Origin of the sequence: Chryseobacterium sp. CFS2, assembly GCF_036543225.1 — a bacterium.
In the GTDB taxonomy this organism is placed as follows: Bacteria; Bacteroidota; Bacteroidia; order Flavobacteriales; family Weeksellaceae; genus Chryseobacterium; species Chryseobacterium culicis_A.
This window is the reverse complement of the sequence record NZ_JAZHQU010000001.1, coordinates 547,900-570,273: the sequence shown is the minus strand read 5'-3', so window position 1 is coordinate 570,273 and position 22,374 is coordinate 547,900. Positions and strand designations below refer to the sequence as shown.

General features: G+C 36.4%; 18 protein-coding genes and 2 pseudogenes. 15 read left to right on the top strand and 5 right to left on the bottom strand.

Translation table 11 applies throughout. The features are described from left to right. Positions 1 to 87: 87 nt before the first annotated feature. The 13 genes and pseudogenes from ODR02_RS02520 to ODR02_RS23555 all read left to right on the top strand — a co-directional run. Positions 88 to 342: pseudogene (locus ODR02_RS02520) on the top strand (RHS repeat-associated core domain-containing protein); the annotation flags it as partial. 72 nt (positions 343 to 414) lie between these two features. After that, entirely contained in the window at positions 415 to 537 is a 123-nt protein-coding gene (locus ODR02_RS02515; RefSeq protein WP_309511524.1) for a hypothetical protein, read from the top strand. Positions 538 to 566: 29 nt separating this feature from the next. Continuing rightward, positions 567 to 998, top strand: coding sequence for an HNH endonuclease (locus ODR02_RS02510; RefSeq protein ID WP_309511523.1), 432 nt, complete (start codon positions 567 to 569; stop codon positions 996 to 998). Positions 999 to 1,009: 11 nt separating this feature from the next. Next, complete coding sequence (locus tag ODR02_RS02505; protein WP_309511522.1) at positions 1,010 to 1,450, top strand: DUF4265 domain-containing protein; 441 nt, start codon at positions 1,010 to 1,012, stop codon at positions 1,448 to 1,450. Positions 1,451 to 1,836: 386 nt separating this feature from the next. Next, the gene (locus tag ODR02_RS02500) at positions 1,837 to 2,457 is read left to right on the top strand and encodes a hypothetical protein (protein ID WP_309511521.1); all 621 of its coding nucleotides are present in this window, start codon (positions 1,837 to 1,839) and stop codon (positions 2,455 to 2,457) included. A gap of 2 nt (positions 2,458 to 2,459) precedes the next feature. Then, positions 2,460 to 3,263: a hypothetical protein gene (locus tag ODR02_RS02495; RefSeq protein ID WP_209785346.1), complete on the top strand. Its 804-nt coding sequence runs from the start codon at positions 2,460 to 2,462 to the stop codon at positions 3,261 to 3,263. A 384-nt stretch (positions 3,264 to 3,647) separates the two neighbouring features. After that, complete coding sequence (locus ODR02_RS02490; protein WP_309511520.1) at positions 3,648 to 4,253, top strand: hypothetical protein; 606 nt, start codon at positions 3,648 to 3,650, stop codon at positions 4,251 to 4,253. A gap of 5 nt (positions 4,254 to 4,258) precedes the next feature. Next, positions 4,259 to 4,930, top strand: coding sequence for a hypothetical protein (locus ODR02_RS02485; protein WP_309511519.1), 672 nt, complete (start codon positions 4,259 to 4,261; stop codon positions 4,928 to 4,930). A 128-nt stretch (positions 4,931 to 5,058) separates the two neighbouring features. Beyond that, a pseudogene (locus ODR02_RS02480) lies at positions 5,059 to 5,295 on the top strand (RHS repeat-associated core domain-containing protein); the annotation flags it as partial. Between the two features lie 129 nt (positions 5,296 to 5,424). Then, positions 5,425 to 5,895, top strand: coding sequence for a hypothetical protein (locus ODR02_RS02475; RefSeq protein WP_309511518.1), 471 nt, complete (start codon positions 5,425 to 5,427; stop codon positions 5,893 to 5,895). Positions 5,896 to 5,919: 24 nt separating this feature from the next. Continuing rightward, complete coding sequence (locus ODR02_RS02470) at positions 5,920 to 6,774, top strand: hypothetical protein (protein ID WP_309511517.1); 855 nt, start codon at positions 5,920 to 5,922, stop codon at positions 6,772 to 6,774. A 51-nt stretch (positions 6,775 to 6,825) separates the two neighbouring features. After that, positions 6,826 to 7,314 carry an Imm26 family immunity protein gene (locus tag ODR02_RS02465; RefSeq protein ID WP_309511516.1) on the top strand — a complete coding sequence of 163 codons (489 nt, stop codon included), beginning with the start codon at positions 6,826 to 6,828 and terminating at the stop codon, positions 7,312 to 7,314. An 86-nt stretch (positions 7,315 to 7,400) separates the two neighbouring features. Further along, positions 7,401 to 7,697 carry an RHS repeat-associated core domain-containing protein gene (locus ODR02_RS23555; RefSeq protein WP_408914925.1) on the top strand — a complete coding sequence of 99 codons (297 nt, stop codon included), beginning with the start codon at positions 7,401 to 7,403 and terminating at the stop codon, positions 7,695 to 7,697. 930 nt (positions 7,698 to 8,627) lie between these two features. On the opposite strand, the gene ODR02_RS02460 is transcribed toward ODR02_RS23555, so the two are convergent. After that, the gene (locus tag ODR02_RS02460) at positions 8,628 to 9,857 is read right to left on the bottom strand and encodes an aminotransferase class I/II-fold pyridoxal phosphate-dependent enzyme (RefSeq protein ID WP_309511515.1); all 1,230 of its coding nucleotides are present in this window, start codon (positions 9,855 to 9,857) and stop codon (positions 8,628 to 8,630) included. Between the two features lie 157 nt (positions 9,858 to 10,014). On the opposite strand from ODR02_RS02460, the gene ODR02_RS02455 reads away from it, so the two are divergent. Beyond that, entirely contained in the window at positions 10,015 to 10,473 is a 459-nt protein-coding gene (locus ODR02_RS02455; RefSeq protein ID WP_105684683.1) for an Lrp/AsnC family transcriptional regulator, read from the top strand. 24 nt (positions 10,474 to 10,497) lie between these two features. Here the strand turns inward: ODR02_RS02455 and ODR02_RS02450 are convergent, their stop codons facing one another. The 4 genes from ODR02_RS02450 to ODR02_RS02435 all read right to left on the bottom strand — a co-directional run bounded on the left by ODR02_RS02450 (position 10,498) and on the right by ODR02_RS02435 (position 17,286). After that, positions 10,498 to 11,589, bottom strand: coding sequence for a serine hydrolase domain-containing protein (locus ODR02_RS02450; protein ID WP_209785344.1), 1,092 nt, complete (start codon positions 11,587 to 11,589; stop codon positions 10,498 to 10,500). A gap of 171 nt (positions 11,590 to 11,760) precedes the next feature. Then, positions 11,761 to 12,789: a bestrophin family protein gene (locus tag ODR02_RS02445; RefSeq protein ID WP_309511514.1), complete on the bottom strand. Its 1,029-nt coding sequence runs from the start codon at positions 12,787 to 12,789 to the stop codon at positions 11,761 to 11,763. Positions 12,790 to 12,996: 207 nt separating this feature from the next. Further along, complete coding sequence (locus tag ODR02_RS02440; RefSeq protein ID WP_309511513.1) at positions 12,997 to 15,069, bottom strand: alpha-ketoacid dehydrogenase subunit alpha/beta; 2,073 nt, start codon at positions 15,067 to 15,069, stop codon at positions 12,997 to 12,999. Between the two features lie 75 nt (positions 15,070 to 15,144). After that, positions 15,145 to 17,286 (bottom strand): S8 family peptidase, encoded by a 2,142-nt coding sequence (locus tag ODR02_RS02435; protein WP_209785341.1) that lies wholly within the window; start codon positions 17,284 to 17,286, stop codon positions 15,145 to 15,147. Positions 17,287 to 17,546: 260 nt separating this feature from the next. Between ODR02_RS02435 and dnaE the strand changes: the two genes are divergently transcribed. Continuing rightward, positions 17,547 to 22,214, top strand: a complete 4,668-nt coding sequence (dnaE, locus tag ODR02_RS02430; protein WP_209785340.1) for a DNA polymerase III subunit alpha — start codon at positions 17,547 to 17,549, stop codon at positions 22,212 to 22,214. The last annotated feature ends 160 nt before the right edge of the window (positions 22,215 to 22,374 follow it).

Here is a 22,374-nt window from a genome sequence, read left to right as displayed (position 1 = left end):
CAATACCCTAGATTTATAAAAGCACTTTCCGATCAGGTAGGAAACATCAGACTTGCGTATTACAAAGATGCTTCATGAAATCCTACAATAGACAGAGCTACTCATTATTATCCTTTCGGGCTAGAGTTTGGAGGAGAGCTAGTTACTGCCAATTCAATATCTCCAAATTACAAATACTCTTCTCAGGGGCAGGAAAAACAGACAGAAACAGGCTGGAGTTCTTACCGATGGAGGAACTATGACCCTTCGATAGGAAGGTTCTTTAATGTAGATCCATTAGCAGAAACCTATCACTCCTGGTCAACGTATGCCTTCAGCGGAAACAGAGTTGTAGATGCAAGGGAACTGGAAGGACTTGAGCCTAAAAAAGTAAATGAAGTTAGTCTCCCGGATGATCCTATAGAGTTTGCGGAAATGAATGGCGGAGGGATTAACAGTCTAAGAGCTGCAGTCACCAATAATGTTGCAAGAACAGCCAATTTTTTCTCGAATGATGCGGTAAGAAATAAACTTGTAGTTGGTGAAGATACGGTTTAACTCTGTTAACTGGAGTTCCTAAAGAATCCTTGAAAGAGAAAGTAGCAAACGGTGCTCTTGATTGGGGGACTATACTTCTATCTGTTGCTGGTGGACCTGAAGGAGCATTAACGGCACAAGGAGGAAAAGCGCCTGCTGTAAAAGGGTTTGAAGAGGTAAAATCGCTCTCAAAGATTGAAGCTCGTGCTGCTAAATTAAGCATAAAACAAAGACCTGGAATGGATGCTACAAAAGCAGGGAAAAGTGCAACTGTTGATTTAAATAAAGTTAATAATAAAGGAAAAACAATTTGTGAAACATGCGGAACAGAAACTATTCCTGCTAAAAAAGATGCTAAAGGAGTTACTCCGCCACTTAATAGGACGGAAATTGACCATATTAAAAAAAGAAGAGAAGGAGGAAGTGGAACTCCAGATAATTTAAGAATTCGATGCAGAGGTTGTAACAATAGTGATAGATAAATATAATAATTATGGAAAAAAATAGTGTAAAAGTTGCATTTGTACAAGAGATTGGAGATGGGGAGTATGAAACAGAAACTCTTTGGTGCGATATTGACGGGGATAATTTTATTGTAGATAATATTCCCATTATAGCAAAAAGAATTTCTTTAGGAGATACAATAAAAGCAGAATATGATGAAGATGAAAAAAGATATTATTTTGATGATTTTATAGCTGTTTCAGGCAATACAACTGTTAGAGTTTATGTAGATGATGAAAAAGATATTGAAGGAGCTAGAAAATGGCTATCTGAGCATAAGTGTGAATCAGAAGTATTATTGGCTAGAAATATTATTGCTATAAATATTCCAAAGGAAGTTGAGTATAAACCAATTAAAGAATATCTTGATAAAGGTGAGAAAAACAATATTTGGACTTATGAAGAATCTTGTTTGATGCATGCTTACTGAGCCCCACTGGCGCGAGCATGCTGCTCGTGTCCACATTAGAATAAAGAACAACCATTGCATTTGTGCAGGGAGCAAATTTTACTACTTTTAAACTTTGGATGATAACCAGCTTTGCTTCAATCTGTAATTGAATTTTAAGAATAGTTATATAAACTTAATGATTTTGTTTATGGACACGAGCGAGACGCTCGCGCCAGCAAGGTAACTATGATCCTTCGATAGGAAGGTTCTTTAATGTTGATCCGTTAAGTGAGAAATACGCTTATCAATCACATTATAACTTCTCAGAAAATAGAGTTGTTGATGGAAGAGAACTGGAAGGCTTAGAATGGCAAAGCACAAAAAGAGCACAAGATCTTCCTGGTGATCCTGCAGAATTTGCAGAAATGATTGGTGGTGGGATTAACAGTCTAAGAGCTGCAGTAGCCAATAATGTTGCAAGAACAGCTAATTTTTTCTCGAATGATGCTGTAAGAAATAAACTTGTAGTTGGTGAAGATGGCGGGCTGACTTTGCTTACAGGAGTTCCTAAAGAATCCTTCAAAGAAAAGGTAGCAAACGGTGCTCTTGATTGGGGAACTATACTTCTATCTGTTGCTGGTGGACCTGAAGGAATGTTAACCGCTCAAGGAGGGAGATCACCTGCTGTAAAAGGGTTTGAAGAGGTAAAAGATGCGGTAAAGTCGGTTCATGGAAATTCTAAGCTAAGTACAAAGCCGCAGCATACTTATGACATAGTCAATACACATTCTAATAATGATGTTGTAAAAACAGGTATTAGCGGTAGTAAACTCAACCAAAACGGAACTTCAAGAAGAGCCAACTCTCAGGCTAACAAATGGAATAAAAATGAGAATTCTCTGGGGAAATATAAAGGGGTTGTAACGGGTATACAATCAGGAGGAACAGGCGCAAGACAAAAGGCTTTGAGAGCAGAAAGAGAAAATGCCGATAATTTGAGAGACCAAGGACAGTTAAACGATAAAAAATATCATAAAAGACCATAAATATGAAATTAAGATACGTATTATTATTGCTTGAAAATGAAGTAGCAGGAAAAATATATTCTTCACATTTTCTATACCATACTCGTTTTATTAGTAATTACTTTTCAAAAGCTATCAGAAAGTATAAATTTGATACAGATGGTACTTTTAATATGGTTTCTATTGCGTTACTGCCTGAAAATAAATTAGAGCCAACTAAAATAACTGCCATAGATGTACTTGAAACTTATCTTCCATTTGATCAAAACCGTTATGAAAAAACTAAGGGAACTGAAGACTGTAATTATTATTTAGAAGTACTAGAAGAAGGATTTAAAAAAGCGGCTGTATTTAAACCAATACCTCTCGAAGATCTTCTAAGCTTAATTACTGAATTTAAAAAAGGAGGTTGTAAAAATGAATGGGTGCACAAAAAGAAACGTTTTAAAGAAATTGATATAGAAGTTGTTTTGAAATGCGAATTTACTACAAATTATTTTCAGTTAATAGCGACAATCAATCAAATTTCAACTAAAAAAGAATTAACCAAAGGAATTGTGATAAAAACAAAACCTGATGAAATTCACTTTGATAAAATGTTTAAAGATATTGTAGTGTATAAAAATTTTATTGTTATTACTGATGCCAGTGATAGTGCAATGGCTTTAATTAATATTAAAGAAGCACAGAAATGCAAATTTGAGAAAACATTTGCTCCTTATATTTATAGTGATGATTATACCCAAGAAGAAAATGAAGAGTTTGAAAAAACTCACAACAGAGTAATAGAAATATTATCTTATGACGATAGCGGTTTTTCAATATAAAAAAACTGCTGGTGCGAGCATGCTGCTCGTGTCTATATTAGAATAAATAACAACCGTTGCATTTGTGCAGGTGGTGTATACTATTTTAAACTTTGGATGACAACCAGCTTTGCTTCAATCTGTAATTGAATTTTCAGAATAGTTATATAAACTTAATGATTTTGTTCGTAGACACGAGCGAGACGCTCGCGCCAGCAAGGTAACTATGATCCTGCGATAGGAAGGTTCTTTAATGTAGATCCGTTAAGTGAGAAATACGCTTATCAATCACATTATAACTTCTCAGAAAATAGAGTTGTTGATGGAAGAGAACTGGAAGGCTTAGAGTGGCAAAGCACAAAAAGAGCACAAGATCTTCCTGGTGATCCTGCAGAATTTGCAGAAATGATTGGTGGCGGGATTAACAGTCTAAGAGCTGCAGTCGCTAATAATGTTGCTAGAACAGCTAATTTTTTCTCGAATGATGCGGTAAGAAATAAACTTGTAGTTGGTGAAGATGGTGGTTTAACTCTGTTAACAGGAGTTCCTAAAGAATCCTTCAAAGAGAAAGTAGCAAACGGTGCTCTTGATTGGGGTACTATGGTTCTATCTGTCGCTAGTGGACCTGAAGGAATATTAACTGTTCAAGGAGGGAGATCGCCTATTCTTAAGGGCGTAGAAGAAGTGAAAAGCAGTGTACAGAAACTACATTCTTCTGCAAGAATAGGCCAAGAAGCGCATCGTCAAATACAAAAAGGGCTTAAAAGTGAAGGAGTAGCTATAGAAGTACCTAAAATACTTAAGGATGGTACTCGAGTACGAAAAGACGGGGTACGAAAAGATGGAACTAACATTATTATTAAATCTAATACGCCTTCAGGAATTAAGTCTGCAACGAAAAGAGAAAACCTTTTAAAAAGAAATGGAGAAAAATCTGAAACTATTTTGTACAATCCAAAAGATCCTAAATATTTACCGAATTCTCCAACATATATTGGACCAAGAAAATAATAGAAATGAATTTAAATAAAAAGAAATTAATAAATGAGCTAGAACGTGGATTAACCAAACAAGGATTTGTTGAGTTTAAAGAAACATTTTTAGGAGCTGATGGTTTTTTTGTTAAAAAAATTCAACCTAATTTATATTTAAGCCTTGGGTTGGTAATCTCAAGGTTTGAAAAGGAAAATTTTACTGGAAGTTTTTATTTATCAAAAACCACATGTTGGTCATGTACATGGGGAGATATTCCGAAGAATTCATATCAAAGAATAGGATTTCTATTAAATGACAGAGAGAAAATCAGTTTATGGGGTGATGACTATGAAGTTGTGGAGGATAATTGGTGGAATGCTACTTCTCCAAACGCATTTGATAACTTTATAAATGCTGTGCAAGCTGCCGAAATAAATTTTATAACGCCTGAATTAATTCAAGATATCGAAAAAAGCTCTGATGTTATAAATCTTTATGAATTGGCTAGTAAAGTAATTACTAAGATAGAAGAGAAAAAAGATAATGAAGATTTAGAATTTCAATTCACACCCTTAAAGGCAGTAGATAATGTCCCTAGAATATGGTTTCAAAAGGCAGAAATCATTTTAAAAGAAAATAAGGAGATTGTAAATCAAAATAAAGTGAGGCTATTGGCTTCTGATGCTTATAGAATGCATTCATTGAATAATTGATCAGTGGAATGTTACTAAGTCATTAAACTTAGGATATTGAAAACAATAACCTAAATTTAAAATGGAATTCTGATCAGGTAGGAAACATCAGATTAGCGTAATGTAAAGAAGTTTCCGGAAATCCTGCAATAGACAGAGCTACTCATTATTATCCTTTCGGGTTAGAGTTTGGAGGAGAGCTAGTTATTGCCAATTCAATATCTCCAAATTACAAATACTCTTCTCAGGGGCAGGAAAAACAGACAGAAACAGGCTGGAGTTCTTACCGATGGAGGAACTATGATCCTTCGATAGGAAGGTTCTTTAATGTTGATCCTTTAAGTGAAAAATACGCATATCAATCACATTATAACTTCTCAGAAAATAGAGTTGTTGATGGAAGAGAGCTGGAAGGGCTAGAATTTGTACCATTACCAATATTTGCTCCTGGTGCTTTAACACCTCCGCCTCTATATGCTGCAAAACCGGGAGCAGGATCAGCAGTGTATGAGCAGATGAAAAGTAATGCCATTAATAATTATAATGGCTTAATGCGGGGCTTAGGTACCCAAATTAATGTTCTTGTGGCGGTTTCTTATACCGGAATAAACCTTGCCAATCGTGTCTTAAATAGTGAGGGAGATAATAAAAGAAAGAGTAAAGATGGTGATTCTTCTAGTGGGAAGAAGAAAACAGGATCATACACAAATACTCATCAAAGCGGTAAAAAATATCATGGAAAAGGAGATGAAAAAAGAGCAAAAAAATCTGGGGATGAGAAGGCTAAGGAAAATGATGATCCCTTAGAAAGTACAGACTGGACTGAAGCCAAAGATGAGAGAGAAGCGTTTAAAGAGGAATCTAAAAGAATGGAAACTGATGCGGATAAAGAAAAAGGAAAAGAAGGGCACGAGAGTGAAAATAATTATAATAAAAGAAGATCTCCTGGTGATAGATATAGAAGTGAGGATGCTCAAAAAAAATGATCGTAATAATCTAAATAAATTAATATGAGTGAAATAATTAGAAGTGATTTTCATTTTTCTAAAGATGGTAAAACTATGGCTGTTAGAGGTGGAGATAATTTGAAAGATGAAATTGAATATATAAAGGCGGAAAATATTATTTCTGTTTCAATAAATTCAGATTCAATAGTTAAGGATTTGAACTTTTTTGATGAAATTGATTTTATTGAAAAATTTTACATTAGTAAATATGACATGGATTATAGTGGGATTTACAAACTTAAGAATCTGAAATCCTTAGATGTTATTTATCGAGAGGCAATAAAACCCAATATAGATTATTCGCAATTTAAGAAACTAGAGTATCTTTCAATAAATTGGTACGATAAGGAAATAGATTTGTCAGAAAATAAACATTTGAAAAAGTTAGTTATTTGGAAGTTCAAACCAAAAACCAAATCCTTTTCTTATATTAAACTTCCTACATCACTTGAAAATTTTGAAATTACCGAGAGTAATATTCAAAGCCTTGATGGTTTAGTCCTTCTAAGCTTAAAGAGCTTTGAAGGGCATTATTGCAGTAAACTAACTTCATTGGATGGACTTATAAAAAGCTCAGATAATTTACAGTCTTTTATTTTAGAATCTTGTGGTAATCTAACAAATTATAATGATTTAAAGTATTGCAAAAATTTGGAAAAGATTATTTTAACCAGATGCGGAGATATGGAGTCATTATCATGGTTAAAACCATTGAAAAAGGTGAAACACTTCGCTTTTTTATATACAAAAGTGATCGATGGCGATGTTAGTCTTTGCTCTGGTATAAAGTATGTTGCTTTTACCAATAGTAGAAATTACAATCACAAAATGGAAGAGTTTAATGATAAGTACAAGTGAAAATGAATGCTAATCAAGTTAAACCACCAAAATTACCAAAACAACCATACAATGGCTAATAGATTTAAATTAAATAAAGGCGATGTTTTTGCAATTCCTTTAGGAAATAGCGAATTTGGATTAGGGCAAATCATCAATTTTCCAAAAACATCCGATGCATTTATTGTCATACTATTTAACGAAAAAATTACTGAATTAGATGAATTTCAAAATATCAATATTAATGATTTAAAAATAATTTTTCTTGGATATACTTTTGATGCAAAACTATATTACAAAGATTGGCAGGTAATTGGAAATTATAAAGACAATATTCAATCAGTTTCTTTACCATTTTTTAGATTAGGAACAAGTGATGACGCTCGTTTGGTTGATTATAAAAGTAAAATTTTGAAGAATATTGATGAATTTCAATTTAATAAGTTAATGTATAAATCTGAAATTGCACCTATTCGTTTTGAAAATGCATTAAAAGCTCATTTTGGTTTACAGGAATGGATTTCTGAAGATTATGATAAAATTTATATGAGAAAACCTTAGAATCGGTAAGAATTGCTGAGGAAATATTAAATAATGAGTAATTTCTAAACTTATAATAATTTAGGTTATTGATTTCAATACCCTAAATTTTAATAAACTATACCGATCAAGCAGGAAACATCAGATTAGCGTATTACAAAGATGCTTACGGAAAACCTACAATAGACAGAGCTACTCATTTTTATCCTTTCGGGCTAGAGTTTGGAGGAGAGCTAGTTACTGCCAATTCAATATCTCCAAATTACAAGTACTCTTCTCAGGGGCAGGAAAAACAGACAGAAACAGGCTGGAGTTCTTACCGATGGAGGAACTATGATCCTTCGATAGGAAGGTTCTTTAATGTTGATCCATTAAGTGAAAAATACGTTATTGTCATTCCGTAGGAATCTCAACAATCTATTGGACTTTGAACTAAAACCAGATCATGAATGCTTTTATCATTACAACAAACCAAGCTTATTCCTCTCAAATTCCTACTGCAGATCAAAGTGGCAGTCTGGATTCCTACGGAATGACAAAGACGCAGGTATAGGATCTGTATTAATTAATTATTCAACATTTATAATTCTAACGATGCATTTACCTTGCCCTCCCCGCTGGCGCGAGCATGCTGCTTGTGTCCACATTAATCATTACAACAAACCAAGCTTATTCCTCTTAAATTCCTACTGCAGATCAAAGTGGTAGCCTAGATTCCTACGGAATGACAAAGACGCAGGTATAGAATCTTTATTAATTATTATTCAACATTTATAATTCTAACGATGCATTTACCTTGCCCGCACAGCTTGTCATTCCGTAGGAATCTCAACAATCTACTGAACTTTGAATTAAAACCAGATCATGAATGCTTTTGTCATTACAACAAACCAAGCTTATTCCTCTGAAATTCCTACTGCAGATCAAAGTGGTAGTCTAGATTCTTACGGAATGACAAAGACGCAGGTATAGGATCTGTATTAATTAATTATTCAACATTTATAATTCTAACGATGCATTTACCTTGCCCGCACAGCTTGTCATTCCATAGGAATCTCAACAATCTACTGAACTTTGAATTAAAACCAGATCATGAATGCTTTTGTCATTACAACAAACCAAGCTTATTCCTCTGAAATTCCTACTGTAGATCAAAGTGGGAGCCTGGATTCCTACGGAATGACAAAGACGCAGGTATAGGATGTCTATTAATTATTCAACATTTATAATTTTTACCTTGCCCACATAGTTGTCATTCCGAGGAAATCTCAAGAACCTCTTTGATAACTTAAAAAAAAGGCTGTTCCAAATGAAACAGCCTTTTTACAATAAATTTAGATGATAGAAATGTTTTCATGGTGGTTAAGAACTCCAACTTTCAGCATACACTCTTTCATTTTATGGTAAGTTCTTTTGATATCGTGGTCAAGACCGATGGAAAATCTGATCAGTCCGTCTGAAATACCTATGGAAGCTCTTTCTTCTTCCGGGATCTCAGATGAGGTAGATTTTCCTGAGCATGAGAATAAGGTTTTGTAAAACCCTAAACTTACTGCAAGATAACCCAGGTTTTCTGTCTGCATCAATTCCATCAGTTCGTTTGCTTTTTCTGTGGTTCCGGCATCCAGCGTCAGGAGACCGCCATATCCGTATTCTTCATGAAGCATGCTCTTCATGAGTTCATGGTTTTTATGAGACGGCAATCCCGGATAAGATACTTTTAATCCGTCTTTTTCGAATCTTTCAGCCAGATACATTGCATTGTGGCTGTGTTGTTTGATTCTGATGTGCAATGTTCTCAGGTTTTTTAAGATACTTGATGATCTTAAGCTGTCCATCGTAGGTCCGAGAAGCATACATGCTCCTGAATTGACATTTTTGGTGTCATCAATAAATGCCTGAGTTGCACAATATACTCCTCCAACCGTATCACTGCTTCCGTTGATAAACTTTGTCAGGCTATGAATCACCACATCTGCTCCGAATAAAGTAGGAGAGATAGAAAGGGGAGAGAAGGTATTGTCTACAATAAGCTTCAGACTGTGTTTTTTACAGATTTCAGAAAGCTTTCTAAGGTCTGCCACTTCAAGAAGCGGGTTGCTCACACTTTCGCAGTAAATAACTTTAGTGTGAGGTGTAATGGCTTTTTCTATCGACTCAAAATTGTTGATATCAACAAAGGTCGTTGCGACATTAAACTGAGGCATGAAGTTTTTAAGAAAAGCATAGGTTCCTCCGTAAATCGTTCTGCTTGAAATAATATGATCTCCACTTTTGCACACCTGCATCAAAACGGAAGTAATGGCTCCCATTCCGGATGCTGTAACGTTGGCAGACTCTGTATTTTCCATTTTGGCAAGGGCCTGGGCCAGATACAGATTCATTGGAGATGAGTGTCTGGAGTACAGGTAGCATCCTTCGGCATTTCCTTCGAAAGTATCAAACATGGTCTTTGCAGAAAGGAATGTATACGTAGAGCTATCGGAGATAGAAGGATTCACTCCTCCGAATTCACCAAAATACTGAAGATCCTGGATCTCGTTGGCTGCGTTAAAGTTTTCCATAAATATTGTTTTTATTTTATCGTCCCAATTTGCATTAATTTGCTAATTATTACAATATAAATTTGAATTTATAGAAAATAAAACTGTAAAATATTGTTTATTTAGAAAATTTATTTAGTATCTTCGGGATTGCTAAATTTTTACCAAAAAATTATCTATGGAACTTGACGAAACTGATAAGAAACTCTTATTTTTTTTACAGGAAGACTGTAAGCAAACCACCAAAGAACTGTCCGGCAAACTTGGATTGTCTGTTACAGCTGTTTATGAGCGTGTAAAAAAGCTTGAAAATGCAGGGGTTATTTCAAAATATGTAGCCTTGCTTGACAAAAGTAAAGTTAAGAAAAATTTCATTGTCCTGTGCCACGTAAAACTGAGCCAGCATAAAAAAGAATTTGTATTGCAGTTTGAAAAAGAGGTGATGGATCTTCAGGAGGTTACAGAATGTTTCCATGTAAGCGGAGATTATGATTATATTCTTAAAATAGGCGTTAAAGATATTGAAGACTACCGCAGCTTTATGCTGACGAAATTGACGACGCTTCAGCACATCGCAAGTACGCACAGCTCATTTATGATTTCCGAAGTGAAAAACACCACGGCGATTGTATTGTAGCGTATTAAAAAATTCCGGATTGGGTTATTTGATGTGATCTTCCTTTGTTATTTTATCAATGAAATAATGAAGCCTTTTAATATCGGATCTCCCTTTGTTTTTATCATTCAAAAAGCAAGTGGTTACAATTACCATTTTTAAATCAGGAATCACACAGATAAGCTGACCTCCATAACCGGTTGCTACGAAAGCCTGATGACCGTTGGTTTTTCTTCGCCACCAGTAGTAGCCATATCCGTTGGCATCCGGCATGACATCCCAGGAATCCAGTTTTACATGTTCAGCTGTAGATTCCTGAACCCATTTCTGTGAGACAATCTGTTTGCTGCCCAATTTTCCATTGTTAAGGATCATGGAACCAAATTTCAGCATATCTTCAGGTTTCATGAACATCTCTGAGCCTGCCAGATTTCTGTTCATGGAATCCGTATCCCATCGGGTAACATTCATCTTTAAAGGTCTGAAAAGATTTTCTGTCGCGAACTGTTTCAGGTTTGTCTTTACAATTTTTGCCAATGCAGCCCCAAAAAGATGGGATTCACCACTATTATAATTGAAAACAGTACCCGGATATTCTTCGAATGGCAAATCCAGAACAAACTTCACAGGGTCGCTGGAAAATGACATTGCCGTTGAGATTTTTGAATTTTCAACCCAATCAAAACCACCCTGCATGGTCAGGATATTTTTTAACGTTAAGGTATTTCTGATGGAATCATGAACCACTTTTCCTTCAATATTGGAAATATTTTTAAAACTGGTCCTTGAGACATTGTATTCCGGAAGGATTTTTAAAACCGGAGTATTGAGATTGGGAAGCAGGTTTTTATCTTTTGCAATTCCTGCCAGAACAGAGACAATGCTTTTGGTAACAGATTTTATGCTGAAAACAGATTCTTTGTTGGCTCCATGAAAATACTGTTGGTACAGAAGCCTGTCGTTTTGGGAAACAATAAAAGATCCCAGAGAGGGAATACTGTCATTGATTTCTTTGGTGAACTGGTCTGTAAATTCTTTGGGCAGTTCTTTATTGAATGCTGCCTGTGATTTCACTGTAGGGCAGAATAGGGTAAGACATAGCATTGTCAAAACCTGCAGTACTTGCTTGGATCTCATTGTTTAAAAAAGAAGGGATAAATTATTAGTTGATCAAAAATATAAGCTCAACCGAACCCGTAATAGAGTGAATTAGCTTATACTTTCAATACCTCTAAATTATGAAAAACAATGAGATGTTAAAATTATTTTACCGAATATTTTTTGATGTAATTCTGATATCAGGTGATGTTATACGAGAACCCCGTTTTTAGAAGAAATAGGATCCGGAAGATCTGTTTCTCCGCTCATCTGAAGAAGATCAATTTCAATCGCTCTGCAGATAGAAAGCATAGGAACATCAAACATTAATCCTGCAAAAGGGTTTTCAGAATAATCTCCCACCAGCTCCATGATGATATAGATCCATCCAATGATGATACAGAAAGGAATAGAAGTCCATATTCCCCAATCACCAAGCTTTGCAAATTCATTTACCAATCCCAGTGGAAGAAGCATAATAAACAGGATGTTAAAAACAAAGGCTGTGCTGGCAAACTGTCTTGGAGAAGGGAATTTTTTGATCCTTTCTGCCTGGCCCTGAAAATTATAGAATTCATTTAAACTATTCTGCAGCTGAGTCTGGTTGAAATCGGTAATCGCATTCATATTTTTCAGCTCATTGATATCTTTTGCCTGTTGGGAAACCAGATAAGTGGCAAAGTTTTTATAATCATTCTTAAGCTCATATTCTTCCTCCGAAAGGTATTTGTGAAGGAAAATAGGGGCTCTGCCATAGTCCGGGAATCCCGCTTTAATCAGTCTGTTTCTTCTCAGGTTGATATTCCCGAATTTTTTTTCTGTGCTGATGTGTTCCCATTCAGTAGGTACCAGAAGCTGCTCACGGAAAGTATATAACCATGCAATATGACGATAAACGATTCTTCTTTTACGATCTTCAAGATCAAAAACACCAATTTCCTCATTTTTAGTATCAAAAGCATATACCATAGAAGCAAATGAGCGGCTTGAATTCACAATGCCACCCCAGATTTTTCTGGCTTCCCAAAGTCTGTCATAAGCCTGGTTGTTTTTGAAACCCACAAGGAAAGCTTCCGCGGTACCAATCAGTGCAACGGGAACCCAGGGAATCGTCATCCAGTGCCAGTTGAAGAAATAAAAGAAAACAGCAATTAAGGTACACCAGATTGATATAAAGATAAGATGTACACCGGCCAGATTGAGAACCTGTTTATAATTGACGTATTTGGTTGTGATCATAAAGATGGATGTGTTTTGCGTGTACAGACAAAATAAATACCAAACTATAATAGATTTTAATTTGTAATGCCTGTCAGATAATGGGTAGTCAAGTTTTTTTAGTTTATAATGAGCTAGAATTGAGATTGATAATCTTAATTAAAAGTAGTGAAAAAAATGCATAAAAAAACCTCTAAAAATTTTTAGAGGTTTTAAGTTGATATAAAATTAATATTTCAGCATTTCTTCGATCTTATTGCTGAGCTTTTCAGCATTGGGAAGCATTTCTTTTTCCAGAACCAGATTGATAGGAACGGCTGGTACATCCAGTGATCCCATTGTCTCTACAGGTGCATCAAGATATTTGAAGCAGTTCTTAGAAATACGGTGGGCAAAAGCTTCTGCAAAAGAGTTGTTAAGCTGCTCTTCCGTAAGAACAATACACTTTCCGTGGGCTTTTACTCTTTCATAAACAAGTTCTTCATCAAGAGGAATTAATGTTCTCAGATCAATCACCTCAACTCTTCCATTGAAATTCTTAGCGGCTTCTTTAGTCCAGTAAACTCCCATACCATAAGTAACCACTAATAAAGTTCTGCCTTTTTCAGTTTCATCTTTATCAGCCTCAATGATTACTTTACCTTTTCCAAATGGAAGCACATAGTCTTCAGCAGGCTCTATTGTTTTAGCATCTTCAGTTCCCGGAACTTTGCTCCAGTATAACCCTTTGTGTTCCAGCATTACTACCGGATTCGGGTCATAATAAGCTGCTTTTAATAAACCTTTAAAGTCTGCAGCATTACTTGGGTAAGCTATTTTGATTCCTTTGATATTGGCGAGTATACTTTCAACACTTCCACTGTGGTAAGGACCGCCGCCGCCATAGGCTCCGATAGGAACACGGATGATATTGCTTACAGGGAATTTTCCACCACTCAAATAGTTGGATTTTGAAATCTCTGTGATTAACTGATTGATTCCCGGATAGATATAGTCTGCAAACTGAACCTCAACAATGGGTTTCAATCCCACAGCGCTCATTCCGGCTGTAGATCCAATGATATAAGCCTCCTGAATGGCTGTATTGAAAACTCTTTTACTTCCGAATTTTTTTCCTAAAGTAACCGTTTCACGGAAAACACCACCGATTCTTTCCCCCACATCCTGTCCGTAAAGCAGAGCTTCAGGATGTTTCCACATCAATTCCTGTATAGCATGGATGGCTGCATCTACCATTACAATTTTTTCTCCGTTAGCAGGCTCACGTGTTCCTGTTTCCTCAGTAATTGGAGTAGGAGCAAAAATGTGCTGCATTACGGTTTCAGGCTTTGGATCTTCTGCATTTTTAGCTTTTTCGAAAGCCTCTTCTGCCTCAAGACGGGCCTTTTTGGTGATTTGTTTTAAAAGATCATCATCCACACCTGTTTCCAGTAAATGTTTTCTAAGGATTTCTCCCGGATCTTTAGCTCTATGTTTTGTTAAATCTTCTTCGTCTCTATAGAATTCTCTTCTTACTCCTGAAGTATGGTGGCCAATCAGTACTGTTTTTGCACAGACAACCAAAGGTTTTCTTTCTGTTCTTACAAAATCTACAGCTTTTTTCATGGCTTCGAAACTTTCCACGAAATCAGTCCCGTCTACTCTCATTCTGCTTAATCCCGTGAATCCTGCTACAAAATCATAAGCATCACAGGTTCTTGCTTCATCCTTCGTTACGGAAATTCCCCATTCATTATCCTGAACCAAAAATATGATAGGAAGTTGGTGTAATGCTGCAAATTGTAGCGCTTCACTCACTTCACCTTCTGTAACCGAATTGTCTCCAAGGCTGCATACAACCACAGGGTTATTTTCAAAATTCTGAAGATTGAAATCCTGAATATATTTAATTCCCTGTGCTACTCCTGTAGTAGGGATGGTTTGCATTCCGGTTGCGGAGCTCTGATGAACGATCTTCGGTTTGTTTTCATCCCTACTTGAAGGGTGAGAATAATAAGATCTTCCTCCTGAAAAAGGGTCGTCAGCTTTAGCCAGTAATTGAAGCATTAATTGGTAAGGTTCAAAACCAATTCCTAAAAGAATACTTTCGTCTCTGTAATAAGGAGAAACCCAGTCTTCTTTCTTTAGCTGATAGGCTGTTGCCAGCTGAATGGCTTCATGGCCTCTTGAAGTACTATGAACATATTTGCATATGTTTCTGTTTTCTTCATAAATATCAGCCATTGCCTTGGCCAGCATCATATGATTATACGCTTTGAGTAATATATCCTGAGAAACTTTTTCGTGAAGTGCATTTTCCATAGGAAGCAAATATACATAAAAAAACAAAATACTAACAACTGTTAGTATTTTGTGAAAAATCTTTGTTTATATAGGTTATTCCTTGATCACTTTTTTAGAAATAACATCTTTGTCTGTTTTTACTTCAATGATGTAGATTCCTTTTGTGTAAGCAGATAAATCTATCGTTTCTTTATCATTATTTATAGTGCCGCTTTGCAGTTTTTTACCTGTAAGGTCATACACATTGAAGGTAGATTTCTTAGGTGCTTTTAGAATGTTTGTAACATCTTTTGTGATCGTTGGGGAGATAGCGAGATTGTTAAGAGGATTTGAAAGGTCTTTAGTTCCTAATAGCTCGGTAAATCCTGTTACGATGACAGAATAGTTCTGAGGAGCATTGCCTCCTGAGTTATTTTTCAATATGCCTTTGTTGGTGATCTCAATTTTATAAGTTCTTCCGGCAACCGGAGCATCAATTACAACCTGTTCTACGTTGTCTACAGTATTATCTCCTTTTGTGGCAGGAGTCATAGGATTGTTGGCATCCAGTTTCCACGGATAATACACGGTGTTGGTAGTTGTATCTGTAATTTTCAGATCCAGATCATTAATCAGCTTGGAGCTTCTGTTATTGTAAATATTGCTCCATTGATTGGTGAAGTTGGTGAACTCAGGATCTATCCAGGATATGGTCACTTTTAACGGCTCTGAACCTGATGCTTTTACTGTTTTTACATTGGCAACTCCGCTGTTTAAAGTTTCATCATTGAAAATAATAGTGTTATTTGATTTTCCTACAAGAAGTTCCGCTCCCTTTTTCGAGTCAATAAAGCCCCATCCAAACTGTGGGTCAGGGCCTATGTTTCCTGCTTCTTTAGCTGAGTGAACCATTAAGGTTTTTGCTGATGCAGCATTTAAAACATTTCCTCCAAACAACTGTTTATTGATCTGTGTCCAAAGTCCCACAATACCTGTTACGACAGGGGCAGAATAAGAAGTCCCGTCTCCAATAGTAATTTTACTGCCTCCTGTTGCGTTATTATCAGTCCATGCACTCGCAACACTTGTTCCTACAGCAGTAATATCCGGTTTTATACCTCCGTCATCCCTTGGTCCTGCGCTGCTGTAACTGGAATGGATAACATCTGAAGAAGCTGTATATCTTCCATCATTAGTTGTAATTCTGTCTGCAGCACCTACCACAATGATATTCTTTCCAAGAGAACCAATCCCGATACAGTCGTATCCCTGTGCGCAATTGCTGGGAGGAAGTGTATCTGTTGCTGCAAATTCTACTAAATTTCCAGTGTTATCTGTATAATATTTTTTATAAGTACTTGTAGCAGCGCTAGGTCCATCGCCAAAAGAGTTTCCAGCAGATTTTATAATAATGTAAGAAGGGTTATTGTATACAATTTGATCATAATCACGATCATTTGTGTGATAAGTTCCCTGAGCGTCAAAAGAAGTGCCTGGGCTGGTAAAAGCTCCATTCCAGACCCATGACGGTTCGTTGTTAATCAGCTGAGGATCTGCCCATCCCTGGTTACTTCCATAGGAGTGATTTGAAATATTAGGTTGTGCCTTGATGATTTTTTGAAATACCGTGCTTTGGGTAGTTTCTCCATCCAGAACAGAGGTTCCAAAAGCATAGGCTACAATGGTAGAGTTAGGTGCAATACCTTTGAAATTGACTTGTCTGGTTGTTCCGTTCGTAAAGGTTACGGTGTATGGATAGTCTTTCGCTCCAATAAAGCTGGAAACGGCTGTTGCGTGGTCTCCATAATTAACGGTGCTGCTTTCTTTGTTTGTGATTCTGTTAGGAAGGTTGTTAAAAAAAACGTGTCCGGCAAATACTCTCGCAACACTGGAGGAAGTACTGCCGTCAAAAATAGTAAATTTAATACCTTCTCCATTGAATGAACCTGTTAAGCCCGTAATGTTTCCTCCCTGTAAAAAATCAGCATTGGAATTTTTAATCTGGTCCATATCATGAGCCTTGAAAAAATACGGTTTGTTGCCAGGTAAAAAACCTGCCAGATTGGTTCTTTGCTGTTCAATCTCTTTTAAAACTTCAGGAGTTCTGTTAGCGTTATATCGTTTAGATATATAAGCCTCAAATTTTTCATTGTTGTCTATTCTCTGACGTTCAAATGATCGGTTTAATTCTTCATTGTTTTGTGCATTTATTAGCGTAATAGCTAAAACACTGAGTAAAAGTAATTGTTTCTTCATTTTGAGTAATAAATTGTTAAAAATACAGTTGATCAAATCTATGGTAAAAAACTGATACCTAGTTGGTTTTAGTATATAATTCTAATTTTTTTAATGAAATTTTAATATTTTATTTCATGATTGTTTGAATTGTTTATTTTTTTAATAAAATCACGTTATTTTGTTGTTGGGGCTAGGGTTGATTCTTTGTGTTTTTGATATGAAATTGGAAAAAATGAAGTAACTTTACATTCTCTTTTATAAAAAAGTTAGAACATTATATGTATTTAATTTTTGACACAGAAACAACCGGTTTACCAAAAAATTTCAACGCTCCGCTTTCAGACTCGGATAACTGGCCAAGAATGGTTCAGATTGCATGGCAAGTGCACGATGATGATGGGAACTTAATTGAAAACCAGGATTATATAATAAAACCTGAAGGGTATGATATTCCCTTCAATGCCGCACGTATTCACGGAATTACCACCAAGATTGCCAATGAAGAAGGACGAGATCTCCAGGAGATTCTTGAAGAGTTCTCTAAAGTCCTTGAAAGGGTAAGAGTGGTTTCCGGGCATAATGTAGAATTCGACTATAATATTGTAGGAGCAGAATTTTACAGAAAAAACCTGAAAGATAATCTTCAGGAAAAACCCAAAGCAGATACCATGATTTTGGGAACCGACTACTGTCAGCTTGGCGGAGGTCGGGGAGGAAGATTCAAACCTCCGAAATTGGAAGAGCTTTATGAAAAACTTTATGGGAATAAATTTGATGAAGCCCATAATGCTGCTGCCGATGTAAATGCTACAGCCAGAGCTTTCTTTGAGATGGTAAGAATCGGAGTTGTGCCTGCTGAAACCTTAAAGATTTCAGAAGATCAGCTTGCTTATTTCAGAAGTCTTTATCCTGATCCGATTAAGCCTTTTAATATTGTTATCAGAAGGCAGGTTGCAGATTTTCATAATAAGAAAAAGCAACAGGATTTCGGGAGTATTGATGAAATTGATTTAGGGAAATATTTCAATTTTAATAGTCACAGTGTTTTCTCGACATTGACGGCTACATCGAGTATCAATGATTTGATTAAAAAAGCTTCTGACGAAAATTTCCCGGCTGTCGGTATGGTGGACCTTGGAAATATGATGGGAGCTTTTAAGTTCGTATCAGCAGTGGAAGGTGCCAATGGGGACAGGGCAAAGAAGCATAAAGAATATTTAGCAAAAAAACAGGAAGCAGAAGAAAACGGAACGGAGTTCAATGAAGAAGAGCCTGTTTCTGAACCGCTTATTCCTGTGGTTGGCTGTGAATTCTATATTTCGGAACGTTATGAACAAAAGCAGTTTACCAAAGATGATCCCGACAGGAGAACACAGGTAGTACTTTTGGCAAAAGATTTTAACGGGTACAAAAACCTGGCAAAACTTTCCAGTATCGGTTTTCTGAAAGGATTCTATTTTGGGGTTCCGAGGGTGAGCAGAGAACTGATAGCACAATATAAAGAAGGAGTGATTGCACTCACCTCCGGAATTATGGGTGATATTCCTGATGCCATCTTAAATACCGGTGAACAGAAAGGAGAGGAGCTTTTCAAATGGTGGAAAGATACTTTTGAAGATGATTTTTATGTTCAGATCCAAAATCATAAACTGCCTGAAGAAGAGCATTTAAATGATGTTTTACTCCATTTCGCGGATAAATATAATGTTAAAATTTTAGCGCAGAATGAGACTTTTTATACCAATAAAGATGATGCCAATATCCAGGATATTGTAAGCTGTATCAAAGATGGTGAAAAGCTGACAACGCCTATTGGGAAAGGGTTTGGTAAAAGAAGAGGGCTGGCAACAGGTGAATATTATATCAAGAATTCCGATGAAATAAAAGAGGCCTTTTTAGCATATCCTGATGCATTTGATGCGTATGAAGAATTTACAGCAAAGTTTAAACCCTATACCTTAAAAAGAGATGTTCTCCTTCCGAAGTTTGATATTCCGGAAGAATTTATCCATGCTGAAGATGAGGTAGACGGAGGAAAAAGAGGAGAAATGGCATATCTTACCTATCTTACGTATGAAGGAGCAAAGAAAAGATATGGTGTAGATGGTATTACAGAGGATATTAAAGAACGTCTTGACTTCGAGCTTGAAGTAATTGCCAATACCGGTTATCCGGGGTACTTCCTTATTGTACAGGATTTCTGTAATGAAGCCCGTAAAATGGGGGTTTGGGTAGGTCCGGGAAGGGGTTCTGCTGCAGGTTCTGCTGTAGCTTACTGTATTGGAATTACCAATGTAGACCCTATTAAATATGACCTGCTTTTTGAGAGATTCCTTAATCCGGAAAGGGTATCCATGCCCGATATTGATATTGACTTTGATGATGAAGGAAGAGATAAAATTATCAAATGGGTAGTTGAGAAATACGGAAAAACTCAGGTAGCACAGATTATTACGTACTCGGTTTTGGGTGGGAAATCTGCTATTAAAGATGCCGGAAGAGTACTGGATGTTCCAATTCCTGATACAAACAATATTGCTAAGCTGATTCCTCCGAGTCCGGGGATGAATATCGCGAAAGCTTTAGCAAAATATGATAAATTAAAACCGGAAGAACAGATGCTCGTTGATGAGATGAGGTATGTTCTTAACAGTCCTGATGATGCACGGCATGGAGTTTTGGCAAGTGCTAAAAAGATGGAAGGCTGTATCAGAAATACGGGAATTCACGCCTGTGGGGTAATCATTACGCCGGAAGATGTGAGTAATCTGGTTCCGGTAACCATTGCAGCAAAAGATGCTGATATCTTAGTGTCACAGTTTGACAACTCCGTGGCGGAGAGTGCCGGTCTCTTGAAGATGGACTTCCTGGGGTTGAGAACTCTGACTATCATTAAAGATGCATTGAAGCTTGTGAAGGCAAGATATAATGTAGATATTGATCCGGATCTTATTCCGCTTGATGATACCAAAACATATCAGCTATTTAAAGAAGGAAGAACAGTAGGGATTTTCCAGTATGAAAGTCCCGGGATGCAAAAATACATGAGGGAACTTAAACCCACTGTTTTTGCTGACCTTATTGCCATGAACGCCTTGTATCGTCCGGGTCCGATTAAATATATTCCAAACTTTATTAACAGGAAGCATGGGATTGAAGAGATTGTTTATGATTTACCGGAAACAGAAGAATATTTAAAAGAAACATACGGGATTACCGTTTATCAGGAGCAGGTAATGCTTTTGTCCCAGAAATTGGCCAATTTTACCAAAGGTGAAGCCGATACGTTGAGAAAAGCGATGGGTAAAAAGCAGATTGACGTTCTTAATAAAATGTACCCGAAATTCATTGAAGGAGGTAGAAAAAACAACCTGAATGAAGAAAGACTTGAGAAAATCTGGAATGACTGGAAGGCCTTTGCAGAATATGCCTTTAACAAATCTCACTCCACGTGTTATGCATTTATTGCTTATCAAACGGCTTATTTAAAAGCAAATTATCCGGCTGAATATATGGCGAGTGTGATGAGTAATAACATTAACAATACGGATTCAATTACCATGTTCATGGAGGATTGTAAAAGTATGGGCGTGGATGTATTAGGTCCGGATGTGAATGAATCCCAATATAAATTCTCAGTAAACGAAAAAGGGCAGATCCGTTTCGGATTGGGAGCTATCAAAGGAATTGGGGAAGGACCAAGTGAAGCAATTACAAGAGAAAGAGCAAACGGAAGGTTTAAAAATATTTATGATTTCTTTGAAAGAATATTGCCTTCACAGATGAATAAGAGAGTAGCGGAAAGTTTGGTGCTTGCCGGTGGTTTTGATGAACTGGACTCTTTTCACAGAGGACAGTATTTTGATATTGACATGGCCGGAAAAACCAATCTTGAACGGTTGATCAGATATGGACAAAGCTTTCAGGAAAGTAAAAATGAGATGGAACATTCATTATTTGCTGATTTTGCGGAAGAAGTTCAGATTGAACAGCCTAAACTGCCACCTTGCCCGGAATGGCCGAATATGCATAAGCTTAACAAAGAAAAGGAAATCATTGGCTTCTATCTTTCTGCGCATCCGCTGGATGAGTTCAAGTACCAGTTCAAGTTTATGCAGGGGCAGCTTTCCAAAAAATCTGTTCTTGAAAAAAATGAGGAAGAGAAAGTCGTGACAGATGAAGCGCCTGTCTTGGAGCAGGATGCTCAGGATGACGCTGTAGATCTTACAGAAATTATATCCGATGATGTTGTGGCAGGTGAAGAGGAAGTAGTGGAAGAAGTGACTAAAAAGGCTGAGCCTAAAGGTAACTTCATGTTCCTGAATCTGGATGAGGTGGATGCTTACAAAGAGCAGGCTTTTGCAAATAAGCAGGAAGAGCTGTTTGAAGAGAAAAAGAAAGACTGGAAAACCATGCAGAAAGAAAGAGAAAACGGTGGCGGCGGAAAAGAATATACTGTTGCTGGTCTGATTACGGAATATGTAGTAAAAGATGGTTTCAGAAGTGGTGAAAAAGTGGCTTTTGTTACGCTGGAAGATTATTCCGGATCTTATTCATTCAGATTGGGTGACAGAGATTATATGAGGTTGAAAGAGAAGCTGGAGGTTCAGAGATTTGTTATTTTTAAAATAAAATTTGCTCAGGTTAAAGATGGAAGAGTCTTTGTGAATGTAAATGATGTGATAGAGCTTCAGGAAGCTTTCGAAAGATTTGCAAAAAGTATCTCGTTAGTCATGGATGTGATGGATGTAAGACCGGAAGATCTCGACTTCTTCCGAACGGTTCTCGACAGAAATAAAGGAAATCAGAAACTGAAATTCTTTATTAAAAACCTTGAGGATGATTCCCATATCGAAGTACAGTCTATGAAACATTCAGTGGACCTGAATGGAGATCTGATTAAGGAAATTCAACTTCTTAATAAGTATGAGTTTTATTTAAACTAGAAAAAATTACCTATACAAAAAAGAGTGGCTTATGTCACTCTTTTTTTTTGTTTGTATATTTTCAATATTGATGAAAAATTTTAAATAATTTTTTATGTTAAATAGAAAAATTTTCTGAAGTCTATTTTAATTATATGCTAATTTAAATATTTGATTTTCA